At 58.1% G+C, this 19,502-nt stretch carries 18 protein-coding genes and 1 tRNA gene; 12 read left to right on the forward strand and 7 right to left on the reverse strand.

What is annotated here, in order from left to right; genetic code table 11:
- Window positions 1-157: 157 nt before the first annotated feature.
- The 5 genes from JSY17_RS10615 to JSY17_RS10635 all read right to left on the reverse strand — a co-directional run bounded on the left by JSY17_RS10615 (window position 158) and on the right by JSY17_RS10635 (window position 3,982).
- Window positions 158-233 (reverse strand) — tRNA-Gly (locus JSY17_RS10615).
- Between the two features lie 61 nt (window positions 234-294).
- On the reverse strand, window positions 295-855 hold the full coding sequence (pgsA, locus tag JSY17_RS10620) for a CDP-diacylglycerol--glycerol-3-phosphate 3-phosphatidyltransferase (RefSeq protein ID WP_117165559.1): 561 nt from the start codon (window positions 853-855) through the stop codon (window positions 295-297).
- Between the two features lie 32 nt (window positions 856-887).
- Window positions 888-2,711 (reverse strand): excinuclease ABC subunit UvrC, encoded by a 1,824-nt coding sequence (gene uvrC, locus JSY17_RS10625; protein WP_206401707.1) that lies wholly within the window; start codon window positions 2,709-2,711, stop codon window positions 888-890.
- Between the two features lie 2 nt (window positions 2,712-2,713).
- Entirely contained in the window at window positions 2,714-3,358 is a 645-nt protein-coding gene (gene gacA / locus JSY17_RS10630) for a response regulator transcription factor GacA (RefSeq protein WP_025260379.1), read from the reverse strand.
- 258 nt (window positions 3,359-3,616) lie between these two features.
- Window positions 3,617-3,982 carry a helix-turn-helix domain-containing protein gene (locus JSY17_RS10635; protein WP_117165561.1) on the reverse strand — a complete coding sequence of 122 codons (366 nt, stop codon included), beginning with the start codon at window positions 3,980-3,982 and terminating at the stop codon, window positions 3,617-3,619.
- An 82-nt stretch (window positions 3,983-4,064) separates the two neighbouring features.
- Here JSY17_RS10635 and JSY17_RS10640 point away from each other — a divergent pair, with 82 nt between their 5' ends.
- From JSY17_RS10640 to JSY17_RS10690, 11 genes are all read left to right on the forward strand, one after another.
- On the forward strand, window positions 4,065-4,298 hold the full coding sequence (locus JSY17_RS10640) for a DNA-binding protein (RefSeq protein ID WP_117184501.1): 234 nt from the start codon (window positions 4,065-4,067) through the stop codon (window positions 4,296-4,298).
- Window positions 4,299-4,531: 233 nt separating this feature from the next.
- A complete protein-coding gene (locus tag JSY17_RS10645) occupies window positions 4,532-4,678 on the forward strand; it encodes a hypothetical protein (RefSeq protein ID WP_206401708.1) in 147 nt (48 codons plus the stop codon).
- Window positions 4,679-5,003: 325 nt separating this feature from the next.
- On the forward strand, window positions 5,004-6,083 hold the full coding sequence (locus tag JSY17_RS10650) for a 3-deoxy-7-phosphoheptulonate synthase (RefSeq protein ID WP_206401709.1): 1,080 nt from the start codon (window positions 5,004-5,006) through the stop codon (window positions 6,081-6,083).
- A gap of 82 nt (window positions 6,084-6,165) precedes the next feature.
- Complete coding sequence (locus JSY17_RS10655) at window positions 6,166-6,447, forward strand: peptidylprolyl isomerase (protein ID WP_117165564.1); 282 nt, start codon at window positions 6,166-6,168, stop codon at window positions 6,445-6,447.
- Window positions 6,448-6,626: 179 nt separating this feature from the next.
- Window positions 6,627-8,495, forward strand: a complete 1,869-nt coding sequence (locus JSY17_RS10660; protein WP_206401710.1) for an extracellular solute-binding protein — start codon at window positions 6,627-6,629, stop codon at window positions 8,493-8,495.
- Window positions 8,496-9,560, forward strand: coding sequence for a microcin C ABC transporter permease YejB (locus tag JSY17_RS10665; RefSeq protein WP_206401711.1), 1,065 nt, complete (start codon window positions 8,496-8,498; stop codon window positions 9,558-9,560).
- Window positions 9,560-10,582 (forward strand): ABC transporter permease, encoded by a 1,023-nt coding sequence (locus tag JSY17_RS10670; RefSeq protein ID WP_117185493.1) that lies wholly within the window; start codon window positions 9,560-9,562, stop codon window positions 10,580-10,582. Before JSY17_RS10665 ends, JSY17_RS10670 begins: the two co-directional genes overlap by 1 nt.
- A 27-nt stretch (window positions 10,583-10,609) precedes the next feature.
- Window positions 10,610-12,187 (forward strand): ABC transporter ATP-binding protein, encoded by a 1,578-nt coding sequence (locus JSY17_RS10675; RefSeq protein WP_206401712.1) that lies wholly within the window; start codon window positions 10,610-10,612, stop codon window positions 12,185-12,187.
- A 53-nt stretch (window positions 12,188-12,240) separates the two neighbouring features.
- Window positions 12,241-13,653, forward strand: coding sequence for a sigma-54 interaction domain-containing protein (locus tag JSY17_RS10680; RefSeq protein WP_206401714.1), 1,413 nt, complete (start codon window positions 12,241-12,243; stop codon window positions 13,651-13,653).
- Between the two features lie 272 nt (window positions 13,654-13,925).
- On the forward strand, window positions 13,926-15,317 hold the full coding sequence (locus tag JSY17_RS10685) for a GntP family permease (protein WP_201012096.1): 1,392 nt from the start codon (window positions 13,926-13,928) through the stop codon (window positions 15,315-15,317).
- A gap of 10 nt (window positions 15,318-15,327) precedes the next feature.
- On the forward strand, window positions 15,328-16,089 hold the full coding sequence (locus tag JSY17_RS10690) for a 3-hydroxybutyrate dehydrogenase (protein ID WP_206401716.1): 762 nt from the start codon (window positions 15,328-15,330) through the stop codon (window positions 16,087-16,089).
- Window positions 16,090-16,235: 146 nt separating this feature from the next.
- Here JSY17_RS10690 and JSY17_RS10695 read toward each other — a convergent pair whose 3' ends face one another.
- A complete protein-coding gene (locus JSY17_RS10695) occupies window positions 16,236-17,393 on the reverse strand; it encodes a PilT/PilU family type 4a pilus ATPase (protein ID WP_117185486.1) in 1,158 nt (385 codons plus the stop codon).
- 132 nt (window positions 17,394-17,525) lie between these two features.
- Between JSY17_RS10695 and JSY17_RS10700 the strand changes: the two genes are divergently transcribed.
- Entirely contained in the window at window positions 17,526-17,801 is a 276-nt protein-coding gene (locus tag JSY17_RS10700; protein ID WP_025260390.1) for a peptidylprolyl isomerase, read from the forward strand.
- Between the two features lie 53 nt (window positions 17,802-17,854).
- On the opposite strand, the gene pgm is transcribed toward JSY17_RS10700, so the two are convergent.
- Window positions 17,855-19,501, reverse strand: a complete 1,647-nt coding sequence (pgm, locus tag JSY17_RS10705; protein ID WP_117165573.1) for a phosphoglucomutase (alpha-D-glucose-1,6-bisphosphate-dependent) — start codon at window positions 19,499-19,501, stop codon at window positions 17,855-17,857.
- Window position 19,502 lies beyond the last annotated feature (1 nt).

Raw genomic sequence — 19,502 nt, forward strand, 5'->3', positions numbered from 1 at the left:
GAAAAGCGGAAGTGCCAACACTTGGCGACCGTGGAACTCACGAAAAGAGTCAGGCCGCAGTAATCAGGAAAGTGGAACTTGCTGGAACGAAAAAAAGAGGCCTAAGCCTCTTTTTTCAATTTCTGCAGGCTTCAATTGAACCCTGCAGAAAAATATTTGGAGCGGGAAACGAGACTCGAACTCGCGACCCCGACCTTGGCAAGGTCGTGCTCTACCAACTGAGCTATTCCCGCTTGGTGATGGCCGCCATTCTATACGCTGGCGTTTATTCGTCAAGCCCTTGATTCAAAAAAGTTATTTCTTTTCGGCAGTGGTTTTCAGATGAGGCCAGGCGGCTCTCAGATATTGAACCATCGACCACAGGGTCAACCCCGCCGCAATCAGCAGCAATGCATAGCCCAGGACAACCCAGAAAGTGACCGCCGGAGGATTGGCCAGCAGGATCACTAGCGCCAGCATCTGTGCGGCGGTTTTCCATTTGCCCATGTTGGACACGGCCACCTGGGCACGTGCGCCGATTTCGGCCATCCATTCACGCAATGCCGAGATTACGATCTCGCGACCGATAATCACGGCAGCCGGCAGGGTCAGCCACAGGTTGGCATGGGTCTGCACCAGCAACACCAGTGCGACCGCAACCATCAGCTTGTCTGCCACCGGATCGAGAAAGGCACCAAATGGCGTGCTTTGTTCGAGACGGCGCGCCAGATAGCCATCGAGCCAGTCAGTCGCTGCGGCAAATGCGAACACGCTACTGGCCGCCATGTAGCTCCAGTGATAGGGCAAATAGAACAGCAGAATGAAGATCGGGATCAGTAAAACGCGCAGAACGGTAATCAGATTAGGGATATTCATCGGCACAACTGGCTACGAGGTGAGCGGGCATTCTACTCGCTGTGCAGGTTTGCATAAATCGACTCTGCCAGCTTTTTGCTGATTCCGGGTGCTTTTGCTATTTCATCGATGCTCGCACGGGCCAATTCCTGCAATCCACCGAAGTGTTTGAGCAGATCCCGACGTCGGGTCGGCCCCACTCCAGCAACGCCTTCGAGGGTCGAGGTGCGGCGTGTCTTGCCACGTCGGGCTCGGTGTCCGGTAATGGCAAAGCGGTGAGCCTCGTCGCGAATCTGCTGGATCAGGTGCAAGGCAGGCGAATCGCCCGGCAAGGTGAACTCGTGGGCGGCATCATTGAGGTAGAGAGTCTCGAAACCCGCCTTGCGGGTCGTGCCCTTGGCCACACCGAGCAGAATCAGATCGGGAATTGCCAGTTCGTTCAGTACATCGCGGGCCATGGACAACTGCCCTTTGCCACCGTCCACCAGCAGAATATCGGGTAATTTGCCCTCGCCGTCCCTGATCTTGCTGAAGCGTCGGGTCAGGGCCTGGTGCATGGCGGCATAGTCATCGCCTCCAGTGACACCTTCGATGTTGTAGCGCCGGTAATCGGACTTGATCGGCCCCTCAGGGCCAAAGACCACGCAAGACGCCACGGTCGCTTCGCCGCTGGAATGGCTGATGTCGTAACACTCCAGCCGCTGAGGCGGCTCATCAAGCTTGAGGACCGTCGCTAGCGCCTCGAATCGCGCAGCCACATGCTGACGATTGGCCAGACGTGCGCTCAGCGCCTGTTCGGCATTGGTGACAGCCAATTGCTGCCAGCGCGCCCGCGTGCCACGAACCCTGTGACTGATGGTCATCTCGCGGCCACGGGACTCTTCGATGGCATCGATCAGCGTCGGAAAGTCCTCATGGACCACATTGACGATGACCTCACTGGGCAACTCACGGTCGATGCCGCCAAGAAAGTACTGGGCCAGGAAGGCCGACATCACTTCACCGACCTCCTCTTCTATACCGACCTGCGGGAAGAAGTTCTTGCTGCCGAGCACGCGCCCGCCACGCACACTGATCAAATGCACGCAGGCACCGCCTGGGTTCACGAATGCCGCCACCACGTCCACATCACCGGTCCCGCCTTCCATGCTCTGCTGATCCTGGACCCGACGCAGCAAGGCCACCTGATCACGCAGCTCGGCGGCCCGCTCGAAATCCAGGGCCATGGCGGCCTTTTCCATCGATTCGTTCAGCTCATCGGTCAGGGCATTGCTGCGCCCTTCGAGAAACATCACCGAATGGCGTACGTCCTCGGCATAGATCTGCGGTTCTACAAGCCCGACGCACGGCCCCTTGCAACGTTTGATCTGATACTGCAGACAAGGCCGGGTACGGTTCCTGAAATAGCTGTCTTCGCACTGACGAACCAGAAACGTCTTTTGCAGCAGGCTCAGGCTTTCACGAATTGCACCGGGGCTTGGATAAGGGCCGAAATATCGCCCCTTGGCCTTCTTGGCGCCGCGATGAATGCTCAGACGCGGAAACGAGCCATCGGACAAAAAAACGTAAGGATAGGATTTATCGTCGCGCAGCAGAATGTTGTAAGGAGGCCGCCACTCCTTGATAAGGGTCTGCTCCAGCAACAGCGCTTCGGTTTCGTTGGCCGTGATAGTGGTTTCGATCTGGGCGATACGGGCAACCAGAGCACTGGTCTTGGGCGCAAGGCCCGTCTTGCGAAAATAGCTGGCCAGGCGTTTCTTGAGATTCTTGGCCTTGCCGACATAAAGAAGCTGGGCATGGATATCGAACATGCGATACACACCGGGACGGCCACTGCAGGTTGCAAGAAACGCACTTGGATCAAACGATTGGGTCATGTTCAGGCGCTGGCATCAACCATGCCGTGACGTACAGCCAGTAATGCAAGCTCGACATCACTACTGATCGAAAGCTTCTCGAAAATCCGGTAACGGTAGGTATTAACGGTCTTGGGTGACAAGCATAGCTTGTCGGAAATGGTCTGGACCTTCTGGCAGCCGACGATCATCAGGGCAATCTGGATTTCACGCTCGGAAAGCAGATCGAACGGAGAGTTGTTGACCTGAGGCTGAAAAGATTTCAATGCCAGTTGCTGAGCGATCTGCGGGCTTATATAGCGCTGACCGGCAAAAACCAGGCGAATGGCCTGCACCATTTCCGCAAGCCCTGCGCCCTTGGTCATGTAGCCAGCAGCGCCAGCTTGAAGAAGTCGCGTAGGGAAAGGATCCTCCTCGCAGACCGTCACGGCCACAACCTTGATCTCGGGATGGCTGCGCAGCAACTTGCGAGTCGCTTCAAGACCTCCGATACCCGGCATCTTGACGTCCATCAGCACGACGTCAGGTTTGAGTTCCCGTGCCTTCTTCAGGGATTCCTCACCAGAGTCAGCCTGACCGACAACCTGCAAGCCATCTATATCGGCAAGCATACGGGTGATGCCTGTGCGGACAAGATCATGGTCATCGACAACTAGCACCCTAATCAAGCAGACACCTCACGCAACAGTCATAACGAATGCCAGCCACCATAACAAAAACCATGAGTCAGACCTAGCGCATGTTGCCGTTTGAGCACAAAGCCGATCGCCCGCCCCGAGCACCTGGGTGCGCAATCATGCTGAAACGGCAACACACGGCGAGGCCCGTCTCGCACGGATACGTGGAAAGCGTTGCCAACAAACTATCACTAACCTCTTAAGACGCCAGTGTTTTTTCGCAAAAGCGCTTGATTGGCAGATCTGCCATCAATGATCGTCGGGCAACGGCTTGTTATGAATGGTGTAGGACGCCGATAACTCAGCCAGAGTGGTGGTCAATCGGCTTATTGCATCCTGATCCTCCTTGTGCAAGGTTCTGTAGCTTCCCAATACTTTTTCTTCGGCGATACTGAGGTTATCGATGGGAACAGGCGTTGGCGTCCCGGTCAACACGTAAAGGACATCGACCCCCTTGGCCGCTACCGCTGCGAGATAGTCTGCCTTGGGCGCGCGATCACCACTTTCATATTTCCCCTGGGCATTAGCCTCCACGCCACCGATCTCACCAAAGGCGCGTTGAGAGAGCCCAAGACGCTCCCTTTCTTTTCTCAATCGATACCCGATTCCACTCATTTGAATGCATAACCTTGTTGACCCCATCCTTACGAATGGTAGAATCCAGACAGAATTAAACTTATTTGAACGGTTTTGAACTATGCCCGGAATACGTACTGCTGCACAAGCCAAGGCCTGGCTCGAACAACAGGGAAAATCGGTTCAAGAATTTGCTCGGGAAAATAACATCGACCCGGCAACTACTTACCAAGTATTGGCCGGTCGCAAGAAAGGCCGTCGCGGAGAAGCCCATAAAGTGGCGGTTCTACTGGGTATGAAAATAGGTGTCATCCCTTCACAAAGCAGTGACCCAGTACAGAAGACAGAGAGTTGAGAATATCCCCCACTCAAACATCTGCAATCAATAACTCAATAATCCGACTGCCGGTGTCGACTTTTCTGACAGAACTTGTCCATGAAAAATCCGCCGTTTAAACACCGGCTGCTCCTTTGGGCTCTGCGTTTCTTCTGGTCAATATACGACCGTCAATGAAAACGATTGAACTTTCCAATTGAATCACGGCATTCGCCTACGGTAAGCTCGTGCTCAACCTTTGGAGACACATCATGTTGCCATCCGCCTCATCACAGCTTCTGCACCCTGCCAGCGTTGAACGCTCGGTGGCGACTGTTGCTGCGCGGATTGCTTCGGCTGCTGCCTGCCTGCCGGTCAACTCTTATTACGGGTACTGGTTTAGCCACTGGCGCGCCTGATACCCAAAAGGCGCCCGGAATCAGGGGACGCCAACCAGAGAATTCTCTACCCCCGGTCGGCTACCCGACCGGGGGTTTTGTTTTTTGGGGCCTTTGAAAGCCCGATTCAATCCACTTGAGGAATACGACATGAACAGCACTTTCTATTACCGCAACGACATCGACTTCGCATGGCGATTTAGCAACCTCCGTTCGGGACAGCCAGCCGCCTCCGACCGGTCACTGCCAGGTGGCAACCTCAAACGCATGGCCTGTCAGGCCAATTGTCGAACACCCCAATAGGGTCTTGAGCGGGAACATGCCCGCCAGCCCAGGAAGCCAGATCATGAATTCGTCCGTTGCCGTAAAACCGTCCGACCTGTCCAACAATGTCACTCTGCTCGACAACATCACCGCTCCAACGCGCCTGCCCAGCACCATAGAGCTGAAAAGCCGCCTGCCACTGACCACCGCCCTGAACGAACAGGTCGCAGCCCACCGCCGTGCCGTGCGCTCGATCCTGACCGGGGAAGATTCCCGCCTGCTGGTGATCGTAGGTCCCTGCTCTCTTCACGATCCGCAATCGGCCCTCGAGTACGCCGAACGCCTTGCGTGCCTGGCCAGCGAAGTCAGCGACCAGATGCTGCTGGTGATGCGCGCCTACGTCGAAAAGCCGCGCACCACCATCGGCTGGAAAGGCCTTGCCTATGATCCGCAGCTCAATGGCAGCGATGACATGGCTGCCGGCCTGGCCATGTCACGCCACCTGATGCGCGAAATGCTGTTCATGGGCCTGCCGGTTGCCACCGAAATCCTGCAACCCATGGCCGCCGGCTACTTCGATGACCTGCTCAGTTGGGTGGCCATTGGCGCACGCACCACCGAATCGCAGATACACCGGGAGATGGCCAGCGGTCTGCCCATGGCGGTCGGTTTCAAGAACGGCACCGATGGCGGCGTAGCAGTAGCCAGTGACGCAATGCGCTCGGCCGCCCACCCGCATCGGCATTTCGGCATCGATCGGCACGGTCATCCGGCGATCATCGAGACTCAAGGCAACCCGGACACTCATATCGTCCTGCGCGGCGGCCACAGCGGCCCCAACTACGACAGCCAGAGCGTGGCTCAGGTGCGCGCCAGCCTCGAGAAGAACCGGATCGCATCAAGAATCATGGTCGATTGCAGTCACGCCAACAGTGGCAAGGACCCGCTGCGTCAGCCGCAGGTGTTCAATGACGTGCTTGAGCAGCGCTTGCAGGGCGACCGCTCGCTGATCGGCATGATGCTGGAAAGTCACTTGTTCGAGGGCTGCCAGCCGTTGAGTGAAACCCTCAAGTACGGGGTTTCGGTGACCGATGGCTGCCTTGGATGGGAAGGCAGCGAGCGACTCTTGCGTGATGCAGTGGACCGGTTGCGCTACAGGTAATCGGTTGTCGGTGAACTTTTATCAGGAAATGCAGCCTTGATTCCGGTAGGCTCTTTCTTTTTTTCACAGGAGACACTTTCCCATGGCTAAAGCCACTGCCCGCCACATCCTTGTTTCGAGCGAAGAGAAATGCAACGAACTCAAGGCTCAAATCGAAGGCGGCGCTGATTTCGCTGAAATCGCCAAGGCCAACTCCAGCTGCCCGTCGAGCCGCCAGGGCGGCGACCTGGGTTCGTTCGGTCCAGGCCAGATGGTCAAGGAATTCGATACCGTCGTATTCAGCGCGCCGGTCAATGTCGTGCAAGGCCCGGTGAAAACCCAGTTCGGTTATCACCTGCTGGAAGTCACCAGCCGCCAGGACTGATCCTGACTCGCTGATGCACATGAACGGCTCATCTTCGGATGGGCCGTTTTCATTTGCGCGACCGTCACAAGCTCCCGTCTTTATTGACAATTACGGTTACAAGCCCCTTGTGATCCGGTACCTTGGCGCATGCCTTCAACCCTGATGTTCCTGTGTGAACCTCAGTCAGGATTCGAGTAATGCGTTCTGTTTTCTTATCACTGATAACTGCAATGCTGGTGCTGATCACGGGCTTTCAACAGGTGCTGGCGACGCCGCAGCATGCCTTGACCGTCTATGGCGAGCCGCCACGCTACCCTGCCGGCTTCCAGCATTTCGACTACGTGAATCCCGATGCGCCCAAAGGCGGCAGCATGCGCCGATCCGCAACGGACATAGGCCAGTTCGATCATCTGATGCCCTATATCGATAAAGGCATAGGCGTCGCACAGATCAACGGCATGCTCTATTCCCCCTTGGCCGTCAAATCCCTGGACGAGCCCTACACGGTATACGGACTCATCGCACAGAAAATGGAACGCCTGGAGGACGGCATGTCCCTGCGTTTCTATCTTGATCCGCGTGCCCGCTTTGCCGACGGCACGCCGATCACCGCCAATGACGTGAAATACACCTATGAGTTGCTGATGACTCAAGGCAGCCTGCAATATCGCACCCGCTTTGAAGCGGTAAAAGGCCTGGAAGTGGAATCCGAAAACCGGATTCGCTTTGACTTCAAGAATAACGACAGCCGCACCCTGCCCCTGGATCTGGCCTCGTTGCCGGTGTTTCCCGAGCACTGGTGGAAAACCCGCGACTTTGCCGGTGGAGCGGGTTTCGAGGTTCCACCGGGCAGTGGCCCCTACAGGATCAGCCACGTGGACCCGGGTCGCAGTATCACCTTCGAGCGCGACCCGGACTGGTGGGGCAAGGACCTGCCGGTCAACAGAGGCATGTACAACTTCGACCGATTCAGCATTGAGTACTTTGGCGATACCGATGTCGCGCGGCAAGTGCTCAAGGGCGGTGCCTATGACTACAACCGCGAATACTCGGCCACCGGTTACTCGATCCGCTATGACAGCCCTGCGCTCAGCGAAGGCCTGTTGCAAAAGGCACATCTGGCCAAGGGAGCGGTCCAGGGCACGCAAGGCTTCGCGTTCAATCTGAATCGCCCGATGTTTCAGGATCGACGCGTGCGTCAGGCGCTGTCTCTGCTCTGGGACTTCGAGTGGGCCAACCGGCAGATGATGCGCAATATGTATATCCGTCAGGACAGTTACTTCTCGAACTCGGAACTGGCCGCGACCCGGTTGCCGACACCCGCCGAGCTGAAGATTCTTGAACCCTTGCGCGGTTCGATTCCCGACGAAGCCTTTACCACGGTATTCAAGAACCCGAAAACCGATGGCACGGGGTTTATCCGCGACAAGCAACTGCAGGCGCTGGCGCTGCTGCAGGAAGCCGGCTGGACACCAAAGGGCGATCAGTTGGTCAACGCCCGGGGCGAACCGTTGAACTTTACCTTCCTCAATGGCCAGCCGGGTTTCGAGCGCCTGCTGCTGCCTTACAAACGCAATCTGGCGCAGATCGGCATCCACTTCGATGTGCGGCGAATAGACCCGGCCCAGTATCTGAACCGTGTCATGGCCCGGGATTACGACATGATCGTCACCGGCTATTCGGTTTCGACTTCACCGGGTGCGGACCTCTATAACAGCTTTGGCTCAAAGGTGGCCAACGACCCCGGTTCCAGCAACTACATGGCGCTGCAAGACCCCGCCGTGGATACCTTGATCGAGGGCCTGATCAAGGCGGGCGACAAGGCGACCATGACCGATTACGCCCATTGTCTGGATCGGGTATTGCAATGGAACTACTACTGGATTCCCAACTATTACCCACCGGGCTCCTCCACCGTCTGGTGGAATCGCTTCGGTATCCCGAAAATCCAGGCCAGCAACAGTGAGGCCATCGAAACTTGGTGGGAAGTCAGCCCCACACCGCTGACCAATGAACAGTTCGCAGCAAAACGCGGCGCTTCAGCCCTTGTTTCGGAGATGCAGTGAATGCTCGGTTATGTCCTTCGCCGTTTGCTGCTGATCATTCCCACGCTCTTGTGCATTCTGCTGGTCAATTTCTTTATCGTGCAGGCCGCTCCCGGCGGTCCGGTGGAGCAAGCCATTGCCCGACTGCAAGGCATCGGCGGTGCCAGTGCGGGTGCTGGCGCAACAGAAACAGCCAGCACCGGTCAATCAAGGGCTTCGCGCGGCCTCGATCCCAAGCTGATCAAGGAAATCGAACGCCAGTACGGCTTCGACAAACCGCTGCACGAGCGGCTATGGCTGATGCTGAAAAACTACGCACGCCTGGATTTCGGCAACAGCTTCTTTCGTGGGAGCACAGTGACCGATCTGATACTGCAAAAGATGCCGGTTTCCATTTCCCTCGGGCTCTGGGCGACGCTGCTGACCTACCTGGTCTCGATTCCGCTGGGCATTCGCAAGGCGGTCCGCCACGGTAGCCAGTTCGATATCTGGAGCAGCACCGCCATCATCATCGGCTACGCCACTCCGGCCTTTCTGTTTGCCATGTTGCTGATCGTGGTGTTCTGCGGCGGTACTTCGCTGCATTGGTTCCCGGTACGGGGTCTGGTATCGGATGATTTCGACCAGCTCTCGACATTGGGCAAGATCGCCGATTACTTCTGGCATCTGGTGCTGCCGGTATCGGCGCTGGTCATCGGCGGATTCGCTTCCTTGACCCTGCTGACCAAGAACGCCTTCCTCAATGAAGTCACCCGCCAGTACGTCACGACAGCCCGGGCCAAGGGCATGAGCGAACGGCGTGTGCTGTATGGCCATGTGTTTCGCAACGCCATGTTGCTGGTGGTATCAGGCATTCCTCAGGCCTTCATCACAGTGTTCTTTGCCGGATCACTGCTGATCGAGGTGATTTTCTCCCTGGACGGCCTGGGCCGCATGAGTTACGAAGCCGCTGTTTCGCGGGATTACCCGGTGGTGTTCGGCTCGCTGTTCATCTTTACCCTGTTCGGCCTGCTGATAAAGCTGGCAGGCGATATCTGCTACACCCTGGTTGACCCGCGAATCGACTTCAGCGCGAGGAATGCCTGATGCGCAGACTTTCTCCGCTGGCTCAACGCCGCCTGGAACGCTTTCGCGCCAACCGCCGGGGCTGGTGGTCGTTGTGGCTGTTCTGTGCGCTGTTTGCGCTGACACTGGGCGGCGAGCTGATCGCCAATGACAAGCCGCTGGTCGTGAGCTATCAGGGCTCGCTCTACTTCCCGGTTCTCAAGCGCTATACCGAGCAGGAGTTCGGCGGAGAACTGCCCTTTCAGCCCGATTACCGCAGCGAGTACGTGCACAAGCTCATCGCCAGAGGTAATGGCTGGATGGTATTCCCGCCGATTCCGTTCAGTGACGACACGCCCAATTACGACCTGGCGCTCCCGGCCCCAAGTCCACCCTCGGCCACCAACTGGCTGGGCACCGACGATCAGGCTCGCGATGTCCTGGCACGGGTCATCTTCGGGGCGCGGGTATCGATCCTGTTTGCCTTGATCCTGACTGCAATCAGCGCCCTGATCGGTATCGCGGCCGGGGCACTGCAGGGTTATTACGGCGGCTGGGTGGACCTGCTCGGCCAGCGCCTGCTGGAAGTCTGGTCAGGCTTGCCGGTGTTGTATCTGCTGATCATCCTCTCAGGCTTCGTCGAACCCGGTTTCTGGTGGCTGCTGGGCATCATGGCGCTGTTTTCCTGGCTGACCTTGGTGGACGTGGTGCGCGCCGAATTCCTGCGCGGGCGCAACCTGGAATACGTCAAGGCAGCCCGCGCCCTTGGGCTGGGTGATCGCAAGGTGATTGTGCGGCATATCCTACCCAACGCCATGACCGCGACCCTGAGCTACCTGCCGTTTATTCTGACCGGTGCCATCTCGACCCTGACCGCACTGGATTTCCTGGGCTTCGGCATGCCGGCTGGCAGCGCTTCGCTGGGTGAACTGATCGCCCAGGGCAAGCAGAACCTGCAAGCGCCGTGGCTGGGGCTGACGGCCTTTTTCGCCCTGGCGCTGATTCTGACGCTGCTGGTGTTCATCGGTGAAGCCTTGCGTGATGCGTTTGATCCCCGATCTTGATCCCCCGATTTGATTCGAGACCTTGAAATGTCAGAAAAGCTGGTCGAAATCCGCAACCTGAACATCGCCTTCGATGGGCAGAAAGTCGTCAGTAATCTGAGCCTCGATATCTGCGCGGGGGAATGTCTGGCACTGGTGGGTGAATCCGGTTCGGGCAAATCCGTCACGGCCCACTCAATCCTGCAATTGCTGCCCAAAAAAGGCACGACCAGTACCGGCAGCATCACCTATCGTGGCCAGGAACTGATCGGTGCCAGCGAGCAGACCTTGCGTGAGCTGCGAGGCAATCGGATTGCCATGATCTTTCAGGAACCCATGACGTCCCTGAACCCGTTGCACACCGTCGCCCGACAGATAGGCGAGACGCTGCTCCTGCATCGCGGCATCAGCGGGCGCGAGGCTGAGGTCCGGATCGTCGAGTTACTGGAGCTGGTGGGTATCCAGCAGCCGCAGAAGCGCCTCAAGGCCTACCCTCATGAACTGTCCGGCGGTCAGCGCCAGCGAGTCATGATCGCAATGGCCCTGGCCTGCGAACCGGAACTGCTGATTGCCGATGAGCCGACCACCGCACTGGATGTGACCGTGCAGCGCAAGATTCTGTTGCTGCTCAAGGAGCTGCAACAGCGCCTGAACATGTCGCTGCTGCTGATCAGCCATGACTTGAATCTGGTCCATAGCGTCGCCCAGCGGGTGTGCGTGATGCGCGCCGGTGAAATCGTCGAGCAGGCCGATTGCCAGTCACTGTTCAAATCGCCACAGCACCCTTACAGCCGGTTGCTGCTCGATGCAGAGCCTGCGGGCGAACCGCTGCCCCGGGACACCCGGGAAAAGGTACTGGAGGTCGAGAATCTGCGCGTCTGGTTTTCCCTGGCAGGCGGCATTCTGCGTCGACACAAGGAGTACCTGAAGGCCGTCGACGATGTCAGCTTGAGCATCGAACTTGGCAAGACACTCGGAATCGTCGGCGAATCCGGCTCTGGCAAATCGACACTTGGTCAGGCAATCCTGCGTCTGCTGGAGTCTCGTGGCAGTATCCGCTTTCGGGGACAGGCTCTGGATGGCTTGAGTCAGAAACAGATGCGCCCGTGGCGCAAAGAGATGCAGGTGGTCTTTCAGGACCCTTACGGCAGTCTCAGCCCGCGCATGTCGGTGGCGCAGATCATCAGTGAAGGCCTGGAAGTCCACCGGCAACTGGATGCACAGCAATGCGAAGCCGAAGTGATCCGGGCGCTGCAAGAAGTCGGTATCGACCCGCAAAGTCGCCATCGCTATCCCCATGAGTTTTCCGGCGGTCAGCGCCAGCGTATTGCGATTGCTCGGGCACTGGTGCTCAAGCCGGCCTTGATCCTGCTCGATGAGCCCACTTCGGCGCTGGATCGTACGGTACAGAAACAAGTCGTTGCACTCCTGCGCGACCTGCAGGAAAAACATGGCCTGACCTATCTTTTCATCAGTCATGACCTGGCCGTAGTCAAGGCGCTGGCCCATGATCTGATCGTGGTCAAGGACGGCAAAGTGGTCGAGTACGGCGCCAGCCACACTATCTTCGATTCGCCTCAGCATCCTTACACCAGGGAATTGCTGGCGGCAGCGCACCCAGGATAAAAACAGGCATTCTGTTCGGCCAGACGCCGGGGTCAAATGACGGAACACCCCCAATGAAAGAGAACACTCTCAGCGACTACCAAAACATCCAGCGTCTTGCGACCCGTTCCCTGTTCGAAATCATCGAGCAGTCCAGTGAGGGCACGGTGATCGTCGACAAAGAAGCACGCATCGTCTGGATCAATGAACGCTACGCCCGCCGCTTTGGCCTGCAGGATGCCAGTCTGGCCATCGGGCAACCTTGTGAAAGCGTGATTCCCGGCAGTCTGTTGCGTCAGGTGGCCAGCAATGGCCAGCCCATCCTTCTGGATATGATGGACACCGCCAAGGACCCGCTGGTGGTCATGCGCCTGCCGATCCATGACAACGCCGGCTCGGTGATTGGTGCTATCGGTTTTGCCCTGTTCGATCAGTTGCAGACCCTGTCACCGCTGCTCAAGCGTTACCTGAGCATGCAGCAGGAACTGGCCAGCACGCGCTCGCTGCTCAAGGCCCGGCAGGCAAAATACAGTTTTGCGCACTTTATCGGCATCAGTGAAGCAACCCTGGAAGTCAAACGCCGCGCACGGCGCAGCGCCAGTACTGAATCCCCGGTGTTGCTGCTGGGTGAAACCGGTACCGGCAAGGAACTGCTGGCCCATGCCATCCATAACGCCTCATCCCGCGCCGACAAACCTTTTGTCAGTATCAACAGCGCCGCGATCCCCGAAGCCCTTCTGGAAGCAGAGTTTTTCGGCACGGCCCCCGGTGCCTTTACCGGTGCCGTGCGCAATGGGCGTTCCGGCAAATTGAAAATTGCCCAGGGCGGCACGCTGTTTCTCGATGAAATAGGCGACATGCCACTGGCATTGCAAAGCAAATTGCTGCGAGTGCTGCAGGAAAAGGAATACGAACCCGTAGGTTCCAATCAAGTCTTCCAGAGCGATGTACGCGTGATAGCCGCCACCTCCATCGATCTGGAAGCCGCCATCAAACGAGGGGAGTTCCGCGCCGATCTTTATTATCGCCTGAGCGTCCTGCCGATTCAGGTTCCGCCCCTACGCGAGCGCCTGGAGGATTTGCCTGTCCTGAGTGAAACCATTCTCGAAGAACTGCACAGCCAGCATGAACTGGAAAGCAACGCCCTGAAACTGCTGGCTCAGCATGCCTGGCCCGGCAATATCCGGGAATTGCGCAATGTGCTGGAACGTGCGGCCCTGCTCAGCGACGACTTGCAACTCACAGCCAAGGACATCCACAGCGCTATCGGCACCCTGTTGCCGGTCAGTGCCAGCAGCAACCGCGATAACAGTCCTCATGTCCAGGAAACCTTCAGCCAGGCCCGCAGGCGCAGTGATCGGCAACTGATTGAAAACGCTTTGCTGCAATGCGCAGGAAATGTGGTGCAGGCAGCCCGGCAACTGGGACTTGGCCGCTCGACCCTCTACAAGAAGATGGCAGTGCTGGGGATTGTCGAGTCTCAATAAGTAGAGATGAGTCTCTTTTCAGAGACAAAGCCCGGCAAGAGCGAATTCATTCGCGAAGTCAGTCCTGACGCTAAAAATTTCGGGAATATTCACGGATTCTTCGCGAATGAATTCGCCCCTACGGGGGAGGAAGTCTCTGTTGCGAGACTTTCACCATCATGAAACCCAAAAATCCCCTTTATTTTCAATAACTTGAATATCTGGCACGAATCCCGCTATGGCTCTGCGGCGGTCTGACCGCACCCAAAAAACAATAACAACAGGAGATACCCATGAGCGTACTCATTGCCTTGGCAGCGCTCGCGTTGCTGATGCTCGCGGCCTACCGTGGCTATAGCGTCATACTCTTTGCCCCCATCGCCGCGCTGGGTGCGGTATTGCTGACCGATCCTTCGGCGGTGGCCCCTGCCTTTACCGGGCTGTTCATGGACAAGATGGTCGGCTTCATCAAGCTGTACTTTCCGGTATTCCTGCTCGGCGCGGTGTTCGGCAAACTCATCGAGTTGTCCGGCTTTTCCCGCTCCATCGTGGCAGCCGCCATCGGCGTGCTCGGTACGCGCCAGGCCATGCTGGTGATTGTGCTGGTCTGCGCCCTGCTCACTTACGGAGGCGTGTCGCTGTTCGTCGTGGTGTTCGCGGTCTATCCGTTTGCCGCCGAGATGTTTCGCCAGAGTGATATTCCCAAACGTCTGATTCCGGCGACCATTGCCCTGGGTGCCTTCTCGTTCACCATGGACGCCTTGCCCGGCACGCCGCAAATACAGAACATCATCCCCACCACCTTCTTCAACACCACCGCCTGGGCTGCGCCATGGCTGGGCCTGATCGGCACGGTATTCGTGTTCAGCGCCGGCATGTTGTACCTGCAGCGTCAGCGCAACAAGGCTGCGCGTGCCGGCGAGGGTTATGGTCACGACCTGCGCAATGAGCCCGAAACGGCTGCCGACCTGAAGCTGCCCAACCCGTGGATCGCGCTGTCGCCGCTGATCCTGGTGGGTGTCATGAACCTGCTGTTCACTTGGTGGATTCCCCAGTGGTATGGCAAGACTCACACCCTGGCGCTGCCGGGCCTGGCTACCCCGATTCAGACCGAAGTGACAAAGCTGACGGCAATCTGGGCGGTCGAGGCGGCACTGTTGATTGGCATTGTGATGGTGCTGATATTCGGTTTCAGCGCCATTCGTTCCCGACTGGCAGATGGCAGCAAAAGCGCGGTGAATGGCGCGCTACTGGCAGCCATGAACACTGCATCCGAATACGGCTTTGGCGCGGTGATCGCCTCGCTGCCGGGCTTTCTGGTTCTGGCCGGCGCGTTGAAAAGCATCCCGGACCCGCTGGTCAATGAAGCCATCACTGTCACCTTGCTGGCCGGTATCACAGGCTCGGCATCCGGCGGCATGAGCATCGCCCTGGCGGCGATGTCGGACAGTTTCATCGCAGCCGCCAATGCCGCGAACATTCCACTGGAAGTCCTGCACCGGGTCGCGGCCATGGCCAGCGGCGGCATGGATACCCTGCCCCATAACGGCGCGGTGATCACCTTGCTGGCCGTGACCGGTCTGACCCACCGTGAAGCCTATCTGGACATTTTCGGTATCACCCTCATCAAGACACTGGCGGTTTTCGTCGTGATCGCAGCGTTCTACGCCACTGGCATCGTTTAAGGAATCGACTATGAATCTGCAAGGAAAAACCGCACTGGTCACCGGATCCACCAGCGGTATCGGGCTGGGCATTGCTCTGGTGCTGGCAAAAGCCGGCGCAAACCTGGTGCTCAACGGTTTCGGCGATGCTTCGGCGGTGATCGCCCAGGTGCAACAGTCTGGCGGCCGCGTTGGCCATCATCCAGCGGATGTCAGCGACCCGGCTCAGATTGCCGACATGATCGCCTATGCCGAACGAGAATTCGGCGGTGTCGACATTCTGGTCAATAACGCCGGCATCCAGCACGTGGACGCTGTGGAGGACTTTGCCGTCGAGCGCTGGGACTCGATCATCGCCATTAACCTGTCATCGGTGTTCCACACTACCCGCCTGTGCCTGCCCGGCATGCGCCACAAGGACTGGGGACGCATCATCAATATCGCCTCGGTTCACGGGCTGGTGGGCTCGATCGGCAAGGCAGCCTATGTCGCAGCCAAACATGGGGTGATCGGTCTGACCAAAGTGGTGGGCCTGGAAACGGCTCGCAGCAATGTCACCTGCAATGCCATCTGCCCCGGCTGGGTCCTGACGCCCTTGGTGCAGCAACAGATCGACAATCGCCAGGGCGACCCGGATCAGGCCCGGCATGACCTGCTGGCCGAAAAACAGCCTTCGCTGGATTTCGTCACACCGCAGCAACTGGGTGAGCTGGTGCTGTTTCTATGCAGCGAGGCAGCCGTCCAGGTGCGTGGTGCAGCCTGGAATGTGGATGGCGGGTGGCTGGCGCAGTAATCAGTCAAGGTCATAAATCACTTTGTGGGAGGCAGCTTGCTGGCGACTTCACGCATGATGAAGAATACCCAACGGTTTTCAGACCTTTTTCGCCAGCAAGCTGCCTCCTACAGGTTTTGTTGCGCCTTACCTGATCGACATCACTCCTACGTACCTTCGTTTTCGTCTACCAGCCCCCAATCCGACATCTTTGTCGAATCGGTGCCCACTGGCGCGGGCGGAGGTGTCGTCAGGTTGTGGACGCCCTCGCCGTGCAACTTGAGACGCAGGCGCACGTTGTTTTGCGAGTCGGCATTCTTCAGCGCCTCCTCTTCGCTGATAGCGCCTTCCACTGCCAGATTGAACAGTGCGGTATCGAAGGTCTGCATACCCAGGCTGCCGGACTTTTCCATAATGCCTTTGAGTTCCGTCAACTGGTTGCGCTGAATCAGATCGCGAATGGTCGGCGTGCCCATCATCACTTCTACTGCCGCCCGACGCTTGCCATCCGGGGTCTTGACCAGACGCTGGGAAACGAAGGCCTTGAGGTTGTTGCCCAGATCGTGCAGCAGTTGCTCGCGCCGCTCCTCCGGGAAGAAATTGATGATCCGGTCCAGTGCCTGGTTGGCGTTGTTGGCATGCAGAGTCGAGATGGCCAGGTGGCCGGTATCGGCAAAGGCCAGCGCATGTTCCATGGTTTCCCGGTCACGAATCTCGCCGATCAGGATGACATCCGGTGCCTGACGCAAGGTGTTTTTCAGGGCCGCACGGAAACTGCGAGTATCGACCCCCACTTCACGCTGGTTAACGATGGATTTCTTGTGGCGATGGATGAACTCCACCGGATCTTCGATGGTGATGATATGACCGCTGGCATTGCGGTTACGGTAGTCGATCAGCGCCGCCAAGGAAGTGGATTTACCCGACCCCGTCGCCCCCACGAACAGCACCAGCCCGTGTTTTTCCATGATCACATCGAGCAGGATCGGCGGCAGGTACAGATCCTCGAAACGCGGAATATCCAGCTTGATATTGCGCGCAACGATGGAGACTTCGTTGCGCTGCATGAAGATATTGATCCGGAAACGCCCGATACCGGCCAGCGACACCGCCAGGTTCATCTCCAGTTCACGCTGGAATTCGAGCTTCTGCTCCTCATCCATCAGGCCCTGGGCGACAATCGCCACCTCACCGGGCTTGAGGGTTTCGGTGCCCAGCGGCTTGAGCACGCCATTGAACTTGGCGCACGGCGGCGCTCCGGTGGAAAGATAAAGGTCCGATCCGTCCTGGCTGGCCAGAATCTTCAACAACGCCGGAAAATCCATAATCAACACCGCACAAGAAAATATGAAAACGTTTGTCCACCCGCCACACTCGATGGCTTTCGACGAGCAGATTTAATCATTCAGGTCAGGACAGGCATAATGGCTGCCTTTTCTGACAGGTGATAGTGCGACATGAAAGCCCAAGCCCGCCATATTCTGGTGAAGACCGCCGAAGAAGCCGAACAGCTCAAGCTGCGTATCGCCAAGGGCGAGGCCTTCGACGTGCTGGCCAAAAAGCATTCCACCTGCCCGTCCGGCAAGCGTGGCGGCGATCTGGGTGAAGTGCGGCCCGGCCAGATGGTCGGTGCCATCGATCAGGTCATTTTCAAGAAACCGCTGCGCACCGTGCACGGCCCCATCAAAAGCAAGTTCGGCTATCACCTGGTTCAGGTGTTCTACCGCGACTGACCTGGCCCAGGCTACTCATGCCCAACGACAAGAGTAGCCCGAAACCTGCATTGTCACTTCGGTGCAATGGCTCCATCGACCAGCACCTGGGCTTCAGCCACCAGACGCTGCAGGTGATCCTCGCTCACGAAGCTTTCCGCATAGATCTTGTAGATGTCTTCGGTCCCGGATGGACGCGCGGCGAACCAGCCGTTCTCGGTCATCACTTTCAGGCCACCGATGGCCTGATCGTTGCCCGGCGCATGGCTGAGAATGCCCTGGATCTTCTCACCCGCCAGTTCCGTGGAGGTGACCTGTTCGGGCGACAGCTTGCCCAGCAGCGCCTTCTGTTGCGGGTTGGCCTTGGCATCGACGCGGGTCGAGAATGGTTCGCCCAGCTCATCGGTCATGGTCTTGTAGAGTTCGCTCGGATCACGCCCTGTACGAGCCGTGATTTCGGCGGCCAGCAAGGCCGGGATCAGGCCATCCTTGTCGGTGGTCCAGACCGTACCGTCGCGCCGCAGGAACGAAGCACCGGCGCTCTCTTCGCCACCAAAGCCCAGCGAACCCTCGAACAGCCCGTCGGCAAAGAACTTGAAGCCTACCGGGACTTCATACAGACGACGTCCCAGACGCGCCGCGACCCGGTCGATCAGGCCGCTGCTGACCACGGTCTTGCCGACCGCCGCATCGGCGCGCCAGTGCGGACGGTTCTGGAACAGATAATCGATGGAAACCGCCAGATAGCTGTTAGGGGTCATCAGCCCGCCGGTTGGGGTCACGATGCCGTGGCGATCATGATCCGGGTCGCAGGCAAAGGCGACCTGATAACGATCCTTGAGACCGATCAGGCTCTGCATCGCATGGCTGGACGATGGGTCCATGCGGATCTGGCCATCCCAGTCCACGCTCATGAAACGGAAGGTCGGATCGACGAACTTGTTCACCACATCCAGATTCAGGCCGTAATGCTCGCCAATGGCCGACCAGTAGCGCACCCCTGCTCCGCCCAGCGGATCGACGCCCAGACGCAGACCGGCGTCGCGGATCGCGTCCAGATCGATGACGCTTTTCAGGTCTGCGACGTAGGTGTTGACGTAGTCATGGCGATGGGTCGTGTCGGCACGCAAGGCTTTTTCATGGCTGATGCGCAGTACACCCTGAAGTTTATCGGCCAGCAGTTCGTTGGCCTTGTTCTCGATCCATTTGGTGATGTGGCTGTCAGCCGGGCCACCATTGGGAGGGTTGTACTTGAAGCCGCCACTTTGCGGCGGATTGTGGGACGGCGTGATCACGATCCCGTCGGCCAGACCGGAAGTACGGCCACGGTTGTAGCAGATGATCGCGTGGGATACCGCTGGAGTCGGCGTGTATTCGTCACCTTCGGAAATCATCACCTGCACGCCGTTGGCGGCCAGCACTTCCAGGGCTGTTGTGCTGGCAGGCGTCGAGAGCGCGTGAGTGTCGGCTCCCAGGAACAGCGGGCCATCGATGCCATTGGCCTGGCGGTACAGGCAGATCGCCTGGCTGATGGCCAGAACATGCCACTCGTTGAAACTCAGCTCGAAAGAGGTGCCGCGATGACCGGAGGTCCCGAAAGCCACGCGCTGGGTTGCGATCGAAGCATCCGGCTGCCCGGCGTAATAGGCCGTTACCAGTCTCGGGATATCGACCAGTAACTGCGCAGGTGCCAGCTTGCCGGCGAAAGGACTGAGACTCATA

The organism is Pseudomonas capsici, from assembly GCF_017165765.1.
GTDB lineage: Bacteria > Pseudomonadota > Gammaproteobacteria > Pseudomonadales > Pseudomonadaceae > Aquipseudomonas > Aquipseudomonas capsici.